Origin of the sequence: Bacillus sp. FSL E2-8887 (assembly GCF_038007205.1) — a bacterium.
Classification (GTDB): Bacteria; Bacillota; Bacilli; order Bacillales; family Bacillaceae_G; genus Bacillus_A; species Bacillus_A mycoides.
Window position 1 is genome coordinate 1,315,856 of record NZ_JBBOWS010000001.1, and the last position, 18,081, is coordinate 1,333,936.

Sequence of the window (18,081 nt, forward strand, 5' to 3'; positions counted from 1 at the left end):
TTTTGTTAGTAGGAGAGGAATTATGAAAAAAGTATTATTAGTTGATGGTATGGCACTATTATTTCGTGCTTTTTACGCAACAAGTGTATATGGACAATTTATGAAACGACAAGATGGTACCCCGACGAATGGGATTCATGGTTATATGAAGCATTTATTAACAGCAACACAAGCAATCGAACCAACGCACATTGTAACGTGCTGGGATATGGGAAGTACGACATTTAGAACGGAATCTTTCTCGAATTATAAAGCAAATCGTGCAGCACCGCCGGAAGAATTAATTCCGCAATTTGATTTAGTGCAAGAAATGACTGCGAAATTATCTATGCCTGTAATCGGTATGAAAGGTTATGAAGCGGATGATTGTATCGGTACGCTTGCAAAACAATATTGCAATGAAGCGGAAGTTTATATTTTGACAGGTGATACAGATTTACTTCAACTTGTTGATACGAATGTTACAGTTATGCTTCTTCGTAAAGGAATTGGAAATTACGAGTATTACACACCGGAAAAAATCATGGAAGAGAAAGGTGTAGAACCTTGGCAAATTGTTCATGCGAAAGCTTTCATGGGAGATACAAGTGATAATTATCCGGGTGTAAAAGGTATTGGTGAAAAAACAGCGTATAAGCTGATTCAAGAATACGGGACAGTATCGGCAGTGCTAGAAAATATAGCATCATTAACGAAAGCGCAGCGCACAAAAATTGAAAGTGATTTAGAAAATTTAAATATCTCTTTACAATTAGCGCAAATTCATTGTGAAGTTCCAATTTCATGCTTATTAGAAGAAGGGTTACACACAATGGACGAAGAAAAACTACGCTTTGTTTGTAACGAAATGAATTGGGGAAGACCTGAAATATTAATTAATATGCTTTAAAGAGCATGGAAAGGTTGATCAAATATATTTTTGATTAACCTTTCTTTTTTTTGTTCACAAAGTTGTCAGAAAATAAACGGAATTTTCATCTGAAGTTCAAATGGAATTCACAACAATCAATTATTATAAGGACACACAGATAAATCCTTATCCCACATTAACGGGAGATAGGACTTCTATCTCAGTATTATAGCTGAATAAAGAGTGATGATGGAAGAGTAACTCCCTGTAAAAGCCCGATTGATGTAGGCTAATAATTAGTGAGGGTAAATCCTCTCATTGATTAAAGTTTCAAGTTATCTTTTATATAAACCATCCCCCAAGGAGGAAAATAAACATGCGAAAAAAAGTGAGAAAATCCTTTAAACAATTATTAATAGAAAATAAACAATCCCTACTAACTAATAAAGAGAATATGAAAGAAATTGAAGAACGGATTGAGAAACGACATGTAGCATATAGTGCTGCTAGCAATTGATAATTTTGTTTATGAAAAAAGCTTGTAGTTTGGATATTATCCGAATTACAAGCTTTTTCTTTTTTGATTAACGCCACCAAATCCAAGTCCAAAAGTAATTTCGTATATTTCGAGGAGTAATGCGTATGAAACGTTCACCGTCAAAGAAACAATTTAAATTTGGAAGTGTTTCATCTGGATTTTCTGGAATAAAGGTGACGATGTTTTCGTTACTTGTAATGGTTACTGTGATTGGTGGATCAGTAGGAGAGACTTGAAGTTGTAAAGAAACGTTTGCCGTGTTTTTAAATTCATTATTAATAGGTGGACTTATCACTTGTACTGTGAATAACACGATAATTGTTTCGTTCGGTTCCAAATTAGTAGCGACTAGGAAACCGATATTCGGATTCGCTAGTGGAGAGCGTTCCCCATTAATGAAGACCGTACCGTTCATAAATTGTAAACCTACTGGAATGGTGTCTTGTAATGAAATATTTGAAAGTGAAATCTCGGAAGTATTCGTAATACGCACTGTATAATCAAAATATTGGTTTAAATAAGCAGAGCTGACGGAAGCATTTTTTATCACTGCTGCCGTTATAAATTGAACTGGTATACGAACAATATTCGAATTGACAATGAAAATAATAATTGGATCCTGTGGTGTCAATTGGAAAGCAGCTGTAACTGTTGCGGAATTGATAATTGTACTGTTTGAAGGGATAGAAGTTACGAGAACTTTAAATGTTATAGTTGCTACTCCATCTGCCGATAAGGAACCAATGTTAATACCAGTGTCTGGTCGAATATTTGGAACCGGAGTACCGTTAATTGTTACACTGTTTTCTATAAATGTTGTACCAGCTGGAATCATATCTAAAACGGAAGTACTTACTGTAGGAATTGGGGAATGATTAAATACCTCTAATGTGAATGTAATAATATCTCCTATAACGACAGAAGATTTGTCAGCGTTTTTCTCAATGCGCACCATTGGATCAACGATCGTTGTTGTAACGGTATTTGTTTGCTTTGTAATTGTAATAGGTGGTTCATTCGGATCAATGGTAACAGTATAGGAAACAGAAGCGTCGTTATTGATTGCAGTTTGAAGAGTCGAAGAAGATATTGTTACTTGGAACGTAATGACAACAGATTCATTAGGAGCAAGGTTTCCTAATGGAATACCATTTTCAGGATTCGCATTAGGCTGATTGATCCCGTTAATCGTAACACTGCCAGTAATGAAAATTGTATCTACTGGTACGGTGTCTATGGCAAGAAGGTCTTCAATCGTTACATTACCGCTATTAGTAATTGTAATTGTATACGTTAAAGTTTGACTAGGTAATGCATTCGTGGCATTAACAGATTTTATGGCAACGACATTATCATTTTGGACAGTTGTTGTGACAGTATTTGTTGTAGTCGTATTTGTAACAGGTAAGTTATTCGGGTTGACTATATAGTTAAAAGTAGTAATTGCTTTGTTGCTGAGTTCATTTGGTGTTGGAATAGAAGTTACAGTTACTTGGAAGGAAGCGATGGCATCTCCACCTACAATTATAGTACCAATTGGTATGCCGCTTACTGGATTAACTCCCGGAACAGTTTCTCCGTTTACAATGACACTATTTTCTATAAACGTTGTACCTTGAGGAATAATATCTTGAATGACTACATCATCTGCTGAAACATTACCAGTTTGATTTAGTGTAATCGTATACGTTAACGTATCACCGACCGTTGCAAATGCAAGGTCAACAGTTTTATTGCTATTTAAATTCGCGTGATGAATTTCTGTTACGGCAGCTGATGAAATAATAGTTGCGGTAATAGGTGGCCTATCTGGTACCGTGTATTCATATTCAATTGTACTCGTGTTAGAGATTGGATTTGTTTGCGGAATGGAAGTAACCCGGACTTGGAATAGAATAGTTGCTGTCGTATTAGGCGGAATGTTATCAATTTGTATACCGCTAAGTGGATTGTCATTTGGACGAGCGGTGCCATTCACAATAACACTGTTCTCTATAAAGCTCGTATTTGCTGGGATGATATCAGTAACGATAATGTTTTCTACTTGTATATTCCCATTGTTTGTGATGGAAATTGTGTAAGGGATGATAGTTTGTAGGTCAGCATATTGGATAGGCGTTGTTTTTGTTGCAATTACATTAGCAGAAATAACTTCAGTGAAGGTAATATTACTAGTCGATATTTGTTCTTCACCATTAATTGTATAACGAGAAGTGGATTGATTTTGAATACGACCGCTAGCTGGAAGAGCTAATACAGTAACGGAAAACGTGACTGGGATAGAAACGTTAGGTGCAATCGTTCCTACAAGTATACCAGTACTTGGATTCGCGTTAAGCTGAGGAATATTATTTACTAAAACGCTACCGTCTATAAAGGTTGTTCCATCAGGTATGTTGTCTGTAAATACAACAGCAGTAGCATCTGTATTTCCTATATTCGTTAAAGTTGTTGTATAAGTTAAAATGTCGCCAATCGTTACAGAAGTCGAATTAACAGTTTTCAGTGAAACGATATCGGCATCATTAATTTGGACGAAAGTAGTATTGGAAGTAGTAGATTTTTGAATTGGTGCAAAGTCAGGATTGAAAATAAAGTCGTAGACGATGTTTGCAGTATTAGGCGTTGGATTTAAAGCTGGTAAATTCGTAACGGAAACTTGGAACGTTATTGTAGTCGCTTGCCCTGACGCAATATTAGGAATGAAAAAGCCGATATTCGGATCTGCTGCAGGAAGTACAGTGTTGTTAACTGTTACACTTCCCGGAATAAATACTGTTCCATCTTCTATAGTATCTGTAAAAAAGATGGAGTTAGTTGTAGTAGATCCGTTATTTTGAATGAATACTGTATATTCAATGGTGTCATCAATGTTAGCTAATACTTTATTAGCGGATTTTGTAGCGATAAGAATAGCATCAATAAATTGTATATTTGTAGTATTGGAAGAGGTCGTTTCTGAAATTGGTGGTGCGCTTGGTTCCGGTTGATATTCATAGTGTATAACAGCGATATTATTAATAGTATTTTGTGCAGGTATAGAGACTACATTTACTTGGAACGTAACAATAATCGTATTATTTGGAAGGATAATACCAAGATTGATACCGGTAATTGGATTTTCGTTAGGTCTTGGTATGCCATCTACAAGGATGCTATTTGGAACGAATGTGGTGCCAGCAGCAATTGCGTCAATTAGGAGAGTATTTGTAATAGGTACTGTACCAGCGTTTGTAACGGCGACTGTATATGTGATGATTTGACCGATGCGTGTAATGGATCTATTGGCGGATTTAATTGCACTAACATTTGCCGTCCGCACTTCCGTGTTTACTGCATTTGATAACGATCTACGCTGAATAATCGGAGAGCTAGGGTCAATTTGGTATTCGTACGAAGTGTCTGAAATATTAATGACTGTATTGCCGGACGGTATATTTGTAAGTTGTACTTGGAATGAAATAGTGACTGTTTCATTTGGTTGTATCGTGCTGAGAGTTACTCCGTTTTCAGGATTCGCGCCAGGCTGAATCACATTGTTTATTGATAAGCTATCTTCAATGAATATAGTACCTTCTGGAATGTTATCAATAAACACGGTATTGTTAGCTGGAATGGTTCCTATATTTTGTAGTGTATTTGTGTAGGTAATAATTTGCCCAATTGATACGAAAGTTACATCCGCGCTTTTAACAGAAATAATATTTGCATTTTGAAGTGATGTTGTAACAATGTTAGAATTTGCAGAGCGATTCACCGGTGGAGCTGTAGGAATACTTACATATTGGTAATTTGCAGAAGATTGATTTACAATTTCGGTTTCAGTAGGTGGATTGTTTGTTTGCACTTGAAATAGTATCGTTTTGGAACTGTTTGCTGGAATTGTTCCAAGTGGTATTCCGTTTTCTGGATTTACACCTGGCTGCAGGACACCGTTAATTGTGACACTATCGGAAACGAATGTAGTCCCAGTTGGAATAGAATCTGTAAAAATAATATTTATTGCGTCAACATTGCCGATATTTTTCACTTCAGAAATATAAAGTATAGTTCCGCCAATATCTACAGTTATTGGATTGGACGTTTTTGTAATTGTCAATTGTGCTTGCACGAAATTTGTAATGACAATATTACTTGTAGATGTTTCAGTAATAGGCGGCTGGCTTGGATCTGGTTGAATTGAATATGTTGTATTGGATTGATTTGTAATCGATTCTTGCGAGAATGAATCGTTAATAAGAATTTGGAACGAAATAAGGTGAGTAGCGTTTGCTACTAGGTTAGGCAAAGCAACCCCTACATTTGGATTTGCACCAAGTATAGCTGTTCCATTAAGTGTAAAACTATTTTCTACGAATGTAGTCCCTTCTGGAAGCGTATCTGAAAATATGAGATTAGTAGCTGGAATATTTCCGGTATTTTCTAGCGTTATCGTATAGGTCAAAATGTCACCGGTTGTTGCTTGTTGTACATTGACAGCTTTTAAAGAAAGAACATTCGCATCCGAAATTTGTGTGAAAGCTGGATTAGAAGTAATTGTACGAGAGATGATAGGAGAGGTTGGATCGGCGATAAAAGTATAGTCAATACGGGCTGTATTAGAAATTGGATTCACGCTTGGAATGGATTGAACGATAACTTGGAATGTGACGGTGACGATTTCTGACGGCGCGATGGCGTTTAATGGTATTCCTACGTTTGGATCGGCACCTGGAACGGAAACGCTATTAATGGTCACGCTATTAGGAATAAATGCAGTTCCTTCAGGGACCAAATCTGTTAAATTAACTGTATTTGCAGTTGTATTTCCGTTATTTTGAACGACTACTGTGTAAGTGATTGTACCGTTAGTAGATTGTACGAGAGAATCTGTATTTTTAATTACGGATAACGATGCATCAACGACAGCTGTATTAACCGTATTAGATGAGGATGTTGCTGTAACTGGAGGTTGACTTGGATCGACAATATACGTGTAACTTGTAATGGCTTGATTTATAATCGCCCCTTGCGGTGGAATAGAACTTGCAAGAAATTGGAACGTAATAGTAGCAGAATCACCTGGTGCGATAATACCAACTGGAATACCGAGAGTTGGACTTGCATCTGGAAGTGAAATCCCGTTAAGCGTGACACTATTTGGAACAAATAATGCCCCTTCAGGAACTCCGTTAATGAGTAATACAGAATTTGCAGGGAAGTTTCCAGTATTCGTTAATGTTGCTGTATACGTAATTATATCTCCGATAGATACGATTGTACGATTTGCTTCTAAAACAGTTGTAACAGTCGCGTTATTAATTTGTGTGGAAGCACTATTAGAAGTTATTGTGCCTGTAACAGGAGGAGCTGCCGGATCAACAATGAATGCGTATTGAATAGATGCAACGTTTGTAATTGGGTTTGAAGGTGGAGTAGATGTGACTATGACTTGGAAAGTAACAGTTAAGGAACTGTTCGTACTAACGGTTCCGATATTAACTCCGTTATTTGGATTTGCACCTGGAATGGTACTTCCATTTACAGCGAAACTATTTTCAACAAAGGTCGTTCCAGCTGGAATAAGATCTGAGAAATTTAAATTCGTAGCGGTTGTATTGCCGCTGTTTTGAATCAAAACTGTATAAGTGATTGTGTCTCCGATATTCGCAAAGGCTGTATTAGCAGTTTTTACAGCTGAAAGTATTGCTGAATTAATAGAAGTAACGAAGACGTTCGTCTCCACATTGCCAGGCTGAGCCTGTAATGAATTGCCTACGTTATATTGGAAGTTAACAAATCCTAAGTTTTGGAGTTCAGGTGTGAAGGTTGTTGGATTGCTTATTATTTGGACTTGGAACATAATTGTTACGATTTGATTTGGAGTTATCGTATTTATGCCAACACCGTCAATGATAGAAGCGGATGGTAATGAAGTGCCATCAACAATGACTGATCCTGCAACAAATTGTGTCCATGTCGGTATAGGGTCTGAGAAAACAACGTTGTTAGCAGAGATATTTCCTGTATTCGTAATAGTGGTTGTATACGTAATCGTATCACCGATCGTTGCAAAAGCTTTATCTCCTATTTTAATAGTGTTTAAAATAGCACTTTCAATTTTTGTTGTAACGCTATTAGAAGTAATATTTTTTGAAACAGGTGGATTAGCCGGATTAACGATATGCTGGAAGCTAACGCTAGCTTGATTGGTAATTGGATTTATAGGTGGAATTTCATTGGCATTAATATGAAATGCTACGATGACAGATTCGTTTGGCGCGATATCACCAATTGGAACGCCTGTAATGATATCTGCATTTGGGATGCTAATTCCGTTAAGTGTAAGACTATTCGGTTCAAAGGAAGTTCCGGCTGGAATAAGGTCGGTAAAAATAACATTCGTCGCACTAACATTTCCGCTATTTGTAATCGTAACTGAGTAGACAATATCTTGCCCAATATCTACTGTTTCCACATTTGAATTTTTTTGTGCAGTAAGGATAGCGCTATTAACTTGTGTTGTCGTTGTATTAGATTGATTAGAGGTTGAAATGAACGGCTGATCTGGATCAACAATATAACGGTAAGTGGTAAGAGCCGAATTAGAAATAGGATTGTTGATTGGGAGGGTTGAAACGATGGCTTGGAATGTGACGATTGATGTGTTTCCACCATTAATTGAACCGATATTTACACCAGTAGATAAATCAGCGTTTGGAATGGTTTGCCCATTAACTGTGAAACTGTTTGGGACGAAACTTAAATTGCTATCAAGTATATCGATAACGGTAACATCAGTAGCAGCCACATTCCCGGTATTAGGAAGGTTAAGTGTAAATGTTATTGTATTACCAACATCCGCAAAAGTAAGATTTGCTGTTTTTGTGCTAATAATATTTGCGTTGTTTATTTGAAGAAGTGTAGTGTTGGAGCTAGCTGTATTCGATACCGGCGGATTACTTGGATCAACAGTAAACTCATATGTCGTTGATGCTGTATTCGGTGCTGGATTAATAGGTGGAATGCTGTTCACTGTAACTTGAAAGACGATACTATATATTTCATTTGGTGGAAGTGCTGCAAGTAATACACCTGTATTTGGATCCGCATTAGGTTGTAAAATGCCATCGACAGTTAATGTGTTAGGAACAAATGTGAGTCCACTTGGTAATACATCTGTGAATACAATATTAGTTGCATCCGTATTGCCTATATTGGCAATAGAAGTAGTGTAAAAAGCAGTTTGTCCGACATCTGCAAAGGATAGACTTTCATTTTTCGTCATAGATAATATAGCTTCTCTAATTTGTGTTGAAACAGGATTACTAATTGAAGTTTCTGTATCAGGCGGTGAGACTAATTGATACGATGTTGATGAGAAATTTACAATTGGGTTTTCGGTTGGTAATGACGCCACGTTTACTTGGAATGAAACAGTTACTGTAGACCCAGCTGTTATAGGCCCAATATTTACACCGTTCGATGGGTCCGCACCACTTTGAGAAACCCCGTTAATAGAAAATGAGTTTGCAATAAATGTAGTTCCGCTCGGCATTGTATCTGAGAAAATAACATTTTGTGCGGATGAGTTTCCATTGTTTGTTAAAGTAACAGTATAGGTGAGTGTGTCTCCAACACGACTAAAGGATTTATCGACTTGTTTTAATGAAAGAATGGTAGCTGTGTTAATTGTAGTGAACACTGTGTTTGAAGTAACATTCCTTGAAACAATAGGGGCATTAGGGTCAGCGATAAATGTGTAAGAAGCACTAGCCGAATTGGCAATAGGATTTTGAACGGGAGTAGAAGTAGCGGTAACTTGAAATGCTATTGATATTGAGTTGTTAGGAGCTATTGCTCCAATCGTTATACCTGTATTAGGATTAAGACCAATTTGCGTGATGCCATCTATTGTAACGCTATCAGTAATAAATGTTGTACCATCTGGTATAAGGTCAGTGAAAGTAATATTAGTTGCGTTTGTATTACCACTATTCGTTAAAATTGTCGTATAGGTAATGGTATCACCTAGCGTTACAAGTGTTTGATCGACTGATTTAATCATCGTAATCATAGCATCTAATACAGGGTTTGTAACAATATTCGTTGAAGTAGAAGTTGTAGTAGGAGTTCCGCTTGGATCAACAGTATAAGAATATAAAATTGTGTCATTATCCATAATCGAGCTTGAAGGGGGAATAGAAATAACATTTACTTGGAAAGTAACGGTTACTGTCGCGCCAGGAGCGATATTTGGTAAATTTACTCCAAGTGCTGGTTGCGCACCAGGTTGCTGAACTCCATTTACTGTAACTGAATTTGGTATGAATGTAGTGCTAGCTGGAATAGCGCTTGTGAATGTTATATTCGTTGCTGCTGTATTCCCTGTATTTGTAATAGTAGTGGTATACGTAATCGTATCTCCAACTGAAACTATAGATTTATCAGCACTTTTTTGGGTTGTTAAAATTGCACTATTAATAGTTGTCGAAACCGCATTAGATACATTCGTTTGTGATACGGCAGGTTGGCTAGGATCGACCACATGTGCAAATTGTACAGAACTAAAATTAGAAATTGGATTTATACTTGGAATGTTTGTAACAAGTACGTTGAGAGTAATAATGGCCGTTCCACCTGGATTTATATTTTCAATCTGTATCCCGCTAGCTGGATTTCCAATTTGCTGTGTACCAGAATCGCTTGTAAGAGTCCCGGAAATAAATGTCGTTCCGTCAGGTAAAATATCTGTGAAAATTATATTTTGTGAAGTGACATTTCCAGGGTTATTTAATGTAATTGTATAAGAAATGGTATCGCCGATCGTTGCGAAATTTTTATCCGCGGATTTAACCGCTACAATTTCCCCGGAATTTATTTGTGTCGAAACAGAATTGGATGTTGTACTTCGTGAAACGAGTGGTAAATTAGGTCCTGTCATAAATTGGTAATTAATAGAAGCACCGTTTACAACCGGTGAGTTTGGTCCCCCAGGCCCAATTGTGAAAATTGGATTTGGAATACTAACTACTTGCACGCGGAAGGTGACGTTTATAAAATCTCCTGCAATAATATCTCCAATTGGTATCCCATTCGCTGGATTTACTCCAGGTAATAAAACCCCACCTACTCGAACGCTATCTTCTATAAATACTGTATTATTTGGAATCGGATCTGTAAAAATGATATTAGTAGCAGTCGTGTTCCCTATATTTTCTAATAAAACAGTATACGTTAAAAATGAATTTCCAGGTGCTACGTCAGAAAAGATACGATCCACACTTTTCGTTGCTTGAATGATTGCTTCATTTATTTGAACTAAGACCGGATTACTAGTAGCCGTTTCTGTAACAGGCGGCTCGGTAGGATCAATAATAATAGAGTATGTTGTGCTAGATTGGTTCATCGTAGGGTTTGAAGCTGGTATTGAACCGACAATGGCTTGGAAAGTAATGGTTGTCGTTCCTCCAACTGGAATTGGGTCTAAAGGAACCCCGTTATCTGGCCTAAATCCAAGTTGTGGGATGGTATTAATTTGTACGCTATCAGGCACGAATGAAAGTTCAGGTGGTAATATATCTATAAAAACAGGTGTGTTTGCAGTTGTATTTCCGCTATTGGTAAGGGTTGTTGTATACGTAATTGTATCTCCAACAGCAGCAAATGCACTACTCGCAGTTTTTGTTGCGATAACGGAAGCAGTATTTACTTGTGTAAAAGTTTTATTGGATTTAACTGTTCGTGAAACAGGTGGTTCATTAATATCTACAATAAAACTATATTGAACCGATGATTTATTAGGGATTGGATTAGGATTGGGAATCGTTGCAATGTTTACTTGAAAGCTGAGTATAACTGATGCATTTGAATTTATGTTACCGATATTGATACCATTTTGTGGATTTGCATTAGGAATGGTTGTTCCATTTACTGTAAAACTATTTGGAATAAACGTTGTGCCATCTGGAATTAAATCTGTAAAAATAACATTGTTTGCGGTAGTGTTACCGGAATTAGTAATGGTGGAAGTGAAAGTAAGTGTATCTCCAATAGTAGCGAATGTTGAATTGACAGTTTTATTTATAGATAGAGTAGCATCAATGATTGGAGTAACTGTTGTGTTTGTAATTGTACTACCAACAGCAGGTGATTGGTTTGGATTCACTGTATATTCATAATTTACAAGGGCGTTATTTGTTAATGTGCCACTAGGCGGTATCGCTAAAATTTGTGCTTGAAAAGAAATAAATACAGTATTACCTGGTGGAATATCTGCTAAGTGAATACCAAGTGATGGATCTAATCCTGGTTGTGGAACATTATTGATAGTTACGGAGTTTTGGATAAATGAAGCTCCTGCGCCAAGCCCATCCGTTAAAACATTTGCACTAGCAGGGATATTTCCAGTGTTTGTAACTGCAATCGTATAGGTAACGATATCTCCAATTGCAGCTGTCGGTGTATTCACTGATTTAGTAGCGACGATCGTAGCATTATTAATTTGAGTTGTTATTACGTTACTTAACGCATTGGCGGATGCTGGAGGTAAGTTAGGATTTACGAAATATTGGTACGTTGTATTACTTTGGTTCGGGATTGGATTTGGACTAGGGATGGAATTTACTATTACTTGAAATGAGATTGTTGTATTTGTATTGGGGTTTATTGGATCAATTGCTACGCCATTTGCTGGATTTATATTAGGGAGTGTAGTACCATTTACTGTTACACTATTTGGAATAAATGAAGTCCCACTTGGAATGGCATCTGTAAATACTATATTTGATGCAAGTGTATTCCCGCTATTTGTTAAAGTAGTCGTGTACGTAATAATATCATTTACGTTAGCAAACTGTTTATCTGCAGATTTTGTAGCGGCAATTGAGGCGTTATTAATAGTTGTCTGTACCGTGTTAGAAGCCACCATCTGCATTACAGCTGGTTTGGATGGATCGTACGTATATTGGAATGTTGTGCCTGATTGATTCGTAATCGGATTTACAGCAGGGATAGTTGGTACAAGAACCTGGAATGCAACGGTTCGTGATGAATTCGCTCCTATCGTACCGATAAAAATACCGTTAGCAGGATTTGCATTTGCTATAGGGACATTGTTAATCGTTACAGTATTAGGAATGAACAGGGTACCCGCTGGAATGATATCTGTAAACGTTACATTAGGAGCAGGGATATTCCCGTTATTTGTTAAAATAGTCGCATATAATATGACATCACCAACATCAGCGAAATTTGTGCTCGTTAGTTTTGTAGCAACAATATTAGCAGTATTAATTTGTGTAGTTACTATATTACTAGTAGCGTTTTTCACAACAACAGGTAAATTTGGATCAGCGATAAAGTTATATTGAAGTGAAGCGCTATTTTGAATTGGATTTGGTGAAGGTAGCCCATTTGCACTTATTTGAAAAACAATCGTTGTAAAACCACCTGCAGGAATGGAGCCGACTTGAAGGCCGGTACTTGGGTCTGCACCTAGCTGTAAAGCGCCACCTATAAAAATACTATTTGGTACGATAGTGGTGCCGGGAGGGATTATATCGGTAACAACAACATTGTTTGCTGTAGTATTCCCAAGGTTAGCTAAGGAAATTGTATATGTGATTGGTTGCCCGACATCGGCAATAGTTAAATCTACCTCTTTGACAATAACTACATTTGCTAAATTAATTTGTGTACTTACAGTATTACTTAAAGATGTTTCTATAATTGGTGGATCACCTGGATTTAGAACGAAACTATACTGTGTACTCGATGAATTAGTTGTTGGATTTTGGGCTGGTAAAGCAGTGACAGTTACTTGATAAGAAACGGTAATTAATCCGCTAGCAGGAATAGAAGGTAACAGGACACCGATATTTGGATCTGCATTGTTTTGCAAAACGCCATTAATAAGAAAAGTATTTGGAATAAAGGTAGTACCATCTGGATTTATATCTATGAAAGTAGGATTATCAGCAGAAACGCTTCCTGCATTCGTTAAAATAACGGTATAAGTTAATATATCTCCAACAGTAGCGAACTCTCGATCCACTGATTTTGCCGAAATTACATTTGCATCATTAACTTGGATAAATGTAGTGTTTGTAGTTGTGTTTGTACTTACAGGAGAAGCGTTTGGATCAACGATAAAGTTATAGGAGATGGAAGCGCTATTCAAAATAGGATTAGGATTTGGAATACTAGTTATTAATATTTGGAATGAAGCTGTAATTGTAGTATTAGCATTGATGCTACCAATATTGATGCTAGCTGGTGTTGCGCCCGGCTGAGTAACACCGTTAACTATAACACTGTTCGGTACAAAGGAAGTGCCATTCGCAATGGAATCGGATAGTAATACATTGTTCGCTGTAACATTTCCATCGTTTGTAAGAGCAAAGGTGTAAGTTAATACATCTCCAACTTCCGCAAACGTTTGACTTACAGATTTATTAGCATGAAGATTTGCTAGTCTAATTGTTGATGTAACAGAATTAGAATTTGCTGTTTTTGAAGTTGGTGGCAGGCTTGGATTTACAGTGTAAATATAAGAGGAGAAAGCGTTATTAATGATAGGGTTTTGTGCAGTAATGTTAATGACTGTTACTTGGAAGGATAAGGTGAAAGTAGCTCCACCAGGAATTGTGCCGATAGGTAAAGCAACGAGAGAATCTACATTTTGCAAAACGCCGTTGAGCGTTACAGAACCTAATGTTAATATCGTTCCGTTTGGAAGTGGATCTGTTAGTTGAACGTTATTAGCGGGCGTATTTCCACTGTTTGTAATAAGGATTGTATAACTTATCGTTTCGCCAATTGTGGCAAATTGTTTATTTGTAGATTTTGTTAATGATAAATTCGCATTATTAATTTGAGTAGAAACGAGATTAGAAGAAATGTTTTTCGTAACGGGCGATTGGCTAGGGTTGACGGTGTACTGATAAGAAGCGCTTGATCCGTTAGATACGACATTTGACGCGGGTATTGTATTAACTACTACTTGAAATGAAACGTTTTTGGTTGTGCCAGTTGCGATGGATCCTATATTCACACCGTTAGCCGGATTTGCTCCAACTTGTGTCGTACCATCTATTGTTAAACTGTTTAGGACAAAAGTTGTTCCTGTAGGAATGACATCTGTAAAAATAACATTGTTCGCATTCGTATTACCTGTTCCTGTAAAGGCAACAGTGTAAGTCAGTGTATCGCCAATATCTGCATAGTTTTTATCTACTGCTTTCGTCATTGTTACAGTAGCATTATTCACTTGCGTGGAGACAATATTCGTCGTGTCAGTCCCGCTTACTGCCGGCTGGTTTGGTACAGGAATGTATTGATATGTTGTTGTACCACTATTTAATATTGGATTTGTTTGTGGGATAGAAGGAACGAATACTTGAAAGGAAATAGTAGTAGTAGAATTTGCAGCAATAGATCCAATTGATATACCATTAGCGGGATTTGCTCCCCCTTGAGTAACTCCGTTAACAGTTACACTCCCTGGAATGAAAGTAGTCCCGCTAGGAATCGGATCTGTATATATAACATTAGTTGCAGCGATATTTCCTATATTAGCTAAGGCAATACTGTAAGTTAACGTTTCACCAATATCGGTAAAAAGTTTGTTAACTGATTTTGTGCCATTAATATCTGCGAGGTTAATTTGTGTTCCTGCAGAGTTACTTGTTGCAAGACCGTTAAAAGTCGTTCCTCCGGCAATCGGTGTATATTGAAATGTAATATTAGCAGTGTTAGAGATAGGATTTTGACTTGGAAGAGAAACGACAGTCGCTTGGAAAGCTACTGTACGAGAAGAGCCATTATTAATTGTCCCCAGAGATATACCGGCGACCGGATTTGCGTTTGTTTGTTTGTGGTACGTTATCTATCGTTACGCTTCCAGGTATAAAGGAAGTACCGTTAGGGAGAACATCTGTAAAAGTAACGTTATTTGCAGGAAGAAGCCCGGTGTTAGGAACAGTAACTGTATAGGTTAGAATATCTCCAATTGTAGCGACACTTTTATTCACGCTTTTAGTTGCTTGTATATTAGGTGAGTTTATATTGATTTGTAAACCGACTGTATTTAACATATATGCATCCCCGTTAGTAGTTAAACGAATTGCGGCAGATACTTGGGAATTTGTTAAATAAGGAGAAATATCAATGGAAGTAATGTCCCATCCTTGTCTTCCAGCGGAGATATTTGTACTTGTAGAGGCACTCTGGTTTCGCGTTCCAAATGTACCAGTTGTATCTAAGTTCCCTGCAGCATTATTAATTTGAGAACCGAAGAAATTATTAACAGCATTATTTGGCCCAGATAATGCATTTAATGAACTGAAATTTGGTCCAAATAAAGCTTGATCCCCAGTTAAATCAGCATCCCCTTCAGTAGAACTTAAAAATAATCTCCCGCTTACAGGTCCCCCGGCAGGTGTTAAAAACCCTGAGACAGATACATCTGCACTACCGGTTTCTACAGAAACACGGTTACCAGCTACGTAAATTGTTAAATTTCTTGCGGGTAATGAACCGTTTTGATAAGCGACAATAAGCGTCCATCCTGCAGAATTAATGGCTCCATTAGAAGCGTCTAAAGGATCTACAAGTCCAGGAACAGAACCTGTTGTATAAGATCCAGATCCAGCAGCTTGAACGAGTGATGTTACATCCGCTGATCGTGTATAAAATCCAAATGTGACAGATCCAGAAACGAATGTTTGATTTGAAGCTGTAACAGCTGAAGGGGTAATCGAGTATGTTGACACAGGTGTTGTAAAAGAAACTGGGTTTCCTAATACACTCGTAATGTTTTGATCACGAGATAAATAGTTTCCACCCCAAACGAGTTCTGCGTAAAGAATAGTGCTACCAGCAGGGATATTTAAAAGAGCGGTAGAACTATTTTGTGTATAGTTTAACGTTGTACCAGCAGGAAAAGTAGGTACTTGTAAAGCAGTATTCGTAGTTACGAATGCACCAATTGCCCCGATTGTACCAGCACGGTTTAGATTACTAATTTTACTTAAGCCTAGTGTATTTCCTGTAATAGCGAGTGCGCCGTTAGTGGTGGTAGAAAATCGATTCGTAATGGGCATGTTGTCACCTCATTTACAATATAGTCTTGGTCAAAATAGGATATGTGTGTGAGTGATAAAGGGAAACATGTACAAGTTGATTCATGCAGAATGGTTCAAACGTCTAAAGAAGGAGATGGGGAATGATTGAAGTGGAGATTAGGGTGGAGCGTCTTAGGAAAGGGAAAATAGAGGATATTGTAGCATTATCTTCTCATATTGGCTGGGATTACAACAGAGAGGAAATTGAGATGATTTTGAATACGGGTATAGTATATGGTGTAGTAAATGAGAGAGAAGAGCTTATTGCTAGCGCAGCAATTATACTATACGGGGAGACATTAGCCTCAATTGGAATGGTAATTGTACATCCAGATTATAAAGGAAGAGGGATTGGAAAGATAATAACGGATTTATGTGTTAAAAGCGTATTAACTCAAACCCCCATTATGCTTATTGCCACGGATGAGGGAAAAATTTTATATGAAAAACTAGGATTCAGGGCTGTTAGTTATGTTTCTAAATACATATGTAACTCGTACAATGCGAACTACCATTGTGTAGGAAATGAAGAGTATATTGTGAATTATGAAGAACGTGATTTAGAAGAAATAATACAAATAGATAAAGATGCATTTGGAACAAATAGAGAAGAGTTTTTAAAGTATCGAATTATTCAAAGTGAACAATGTATTGTTACAAAGGATGCACAACAAAATGTATTAGGTTACGGTTTAAGTATACAAACGCCAGAAAATAAAATAATAGGACCGGTCGTTGCTAAAAATGATGCGATGGCAATGAGAATGGTACATTATTTAGCAAGAGAGCATCATGGTAAATTAAGAATTGATGTACCAGAAGGAAAGAAAGGTTTCATGAAAGAATTAGAGATTACTGGTTTTCAAAAGGTTAATACCCCACCAATTATGATAAAAAATAGTGATCAATTTTTGAAAAGAAATGGAGAACTATACAGTATTGCAGCGCAAATTTTTGGATAAAAAAGAATCCTTTTGTGAAAAGGATTCTTTTTCGTTAATCACGATATTGGTCGTGAGTTGGCTGAAAGAGGTCTTCCTCGACATCTCTCACCATAGAAAAATGATCAACATTATAATGACCGTGTAGAGTTTTATTATGATGACCAATAATTTGCTCTGCAGACAATACGTCAGAATCAGTTGTGGAATGACCATTTTTAATTAATGTAACGTCAAATCCTTGTACAGTAGCTGTTCTAACTGCGGTGTCAATGCAATGTTCTGTTTTACATCCACCTATAACAATATGATTAATTTTTTCTTCTTTTAAAAGTTCAAGTAAAGAAGTGCCATAGAATGAGTTTGTTGCTGCTTTATTAATAAGGATTGCAGACTGAGGTACTTTAATTTGATTATGTACTTCAAATCCTTCTCCGCTACCAGAAGCAACATCGATATCTCTTACGAAAACAGTAAGGGCATTTGCATCTATTGCTTTCTGTACGGCTGTATTTAGTGTAGATAATAGCTCGGTTTTACGAAAAACTTCATTTTCTTGTTCATTTCCATCCATTAATTCTTGCTGAGCATCGATAATTAATAGTGCTTGTTTCATTCGATATCCCCTTTAATATAAAATAAATTCCA

4 protein-coding genes and 1 pseudogene are annotated in these 18,081 nt (G+C 37.0%); 3 read left to right on the top strand and 2 right to left on the bottom strand.

Annotated features, from left to right (window positions below):
* Nucleotides 1-22 precede the first annotated feature (22 nt).
* Together NSQ08_RS06625 and NSQ08_RS06630 are read left to right on the top strand one after the other, a co-directional pair.
* A complete protein-coding gene (locus tag NSQ08_RS06625; RefSeq protein ID WP_002135339.1) occupies nucleotides 23-889 on the top strand; it encodes a 5'-3' exonuclease in 867 nt (288 codons plus the stop codon).
* A 337-nt stretch (nucleotides 890-1,226) separates the two neighbouring features.
* Nucleotides 1,227-1,367: an FbpB family small basic protein gene (locus NSQ08_RS06630; RefSeq protein ID WP_001228051.1), complete on the top strand. Its 141-nt coding sequence runs from the start codon at nucleotides 1,227-1,229 to the stop codon at nucleotides 1,365-1,367.
* A gap of 67 nt (nucleotides 1,368-1,434) precedes the next feature.
* Here NSQ08_RS06630 and NSQ08_RS06635 read toward each other — a convergent pair.
* Nucleotides 1,435-16,471, bottom strand: a pseudogene (locus NSQ08_RS06635) (DUF7507 domain-containing protein).
* Between the two features lie 122 nt (nucleotides 16,472-16,593).
* Here NSQ08_RS06635 and NSQ08_RS06640 point away from each other — a divergent pair.
* Nucleotides 16,594-17,454, top strand: coding sequence for a GNAT family N-acetyltransferase (locus NSQ08_RS06640; RefSeq protein WP_002126512.1), 861 nt, complete (start codon nucleotides 16,594-16,596; stop codon nucleotides 17,452-17,454).
* A gap of 34 nt (nucleotides 17,455-17,488) precedes the next feature.
* Here NSQ08_RS06640 and NSQ08_RS06645 read toward each other — a convergent pair whose 3' ends face one another.
* Entirely contained in the window at nucleotides 17,489-18,049 is a 561-nt protein-coding gene (locus NSQ08_RS06645; RefSeq protein ID WP_137076495.1) for a cysteine hydrolase family protein, read from the bottom strand.
* Between the last annotated feature and the right edge of the window lie 32 nt (nucleotides 18,050-18,081).

Bases quoted from the DNA above. Each gene is read 5' to 3' on its own strand.
- NSQ08_RS06625 (WP_002135339.1), top strand. From the start codon at position 23: ATGAAAAAAGTATTATTAGTTGATGGTATGGCACTATTATTTCGTGCT.
- NSQ08_RS06630 (WP_001228051.1), top strand. From the start codon at position 1,227: ATGCGAAAAAAAGTGAGAAAATCCTTTAAACAATTATTAATAGAAAAT.
- NSQ08_RS06640 (WP_002126512.1), top strand. From the start codon at position 16,594: ATGATTGAAGTGGAGATTAGGGTGGAGCGTCTTAGGAAAGGGAAAATA.
- NSQ08_RS06645 (WP_137076495.1), bottom strand. From the start codon at position 18,049: ATGAAACAAGCACTATTAATTATCGATGCTCAGCAAGAATTAATGGAT.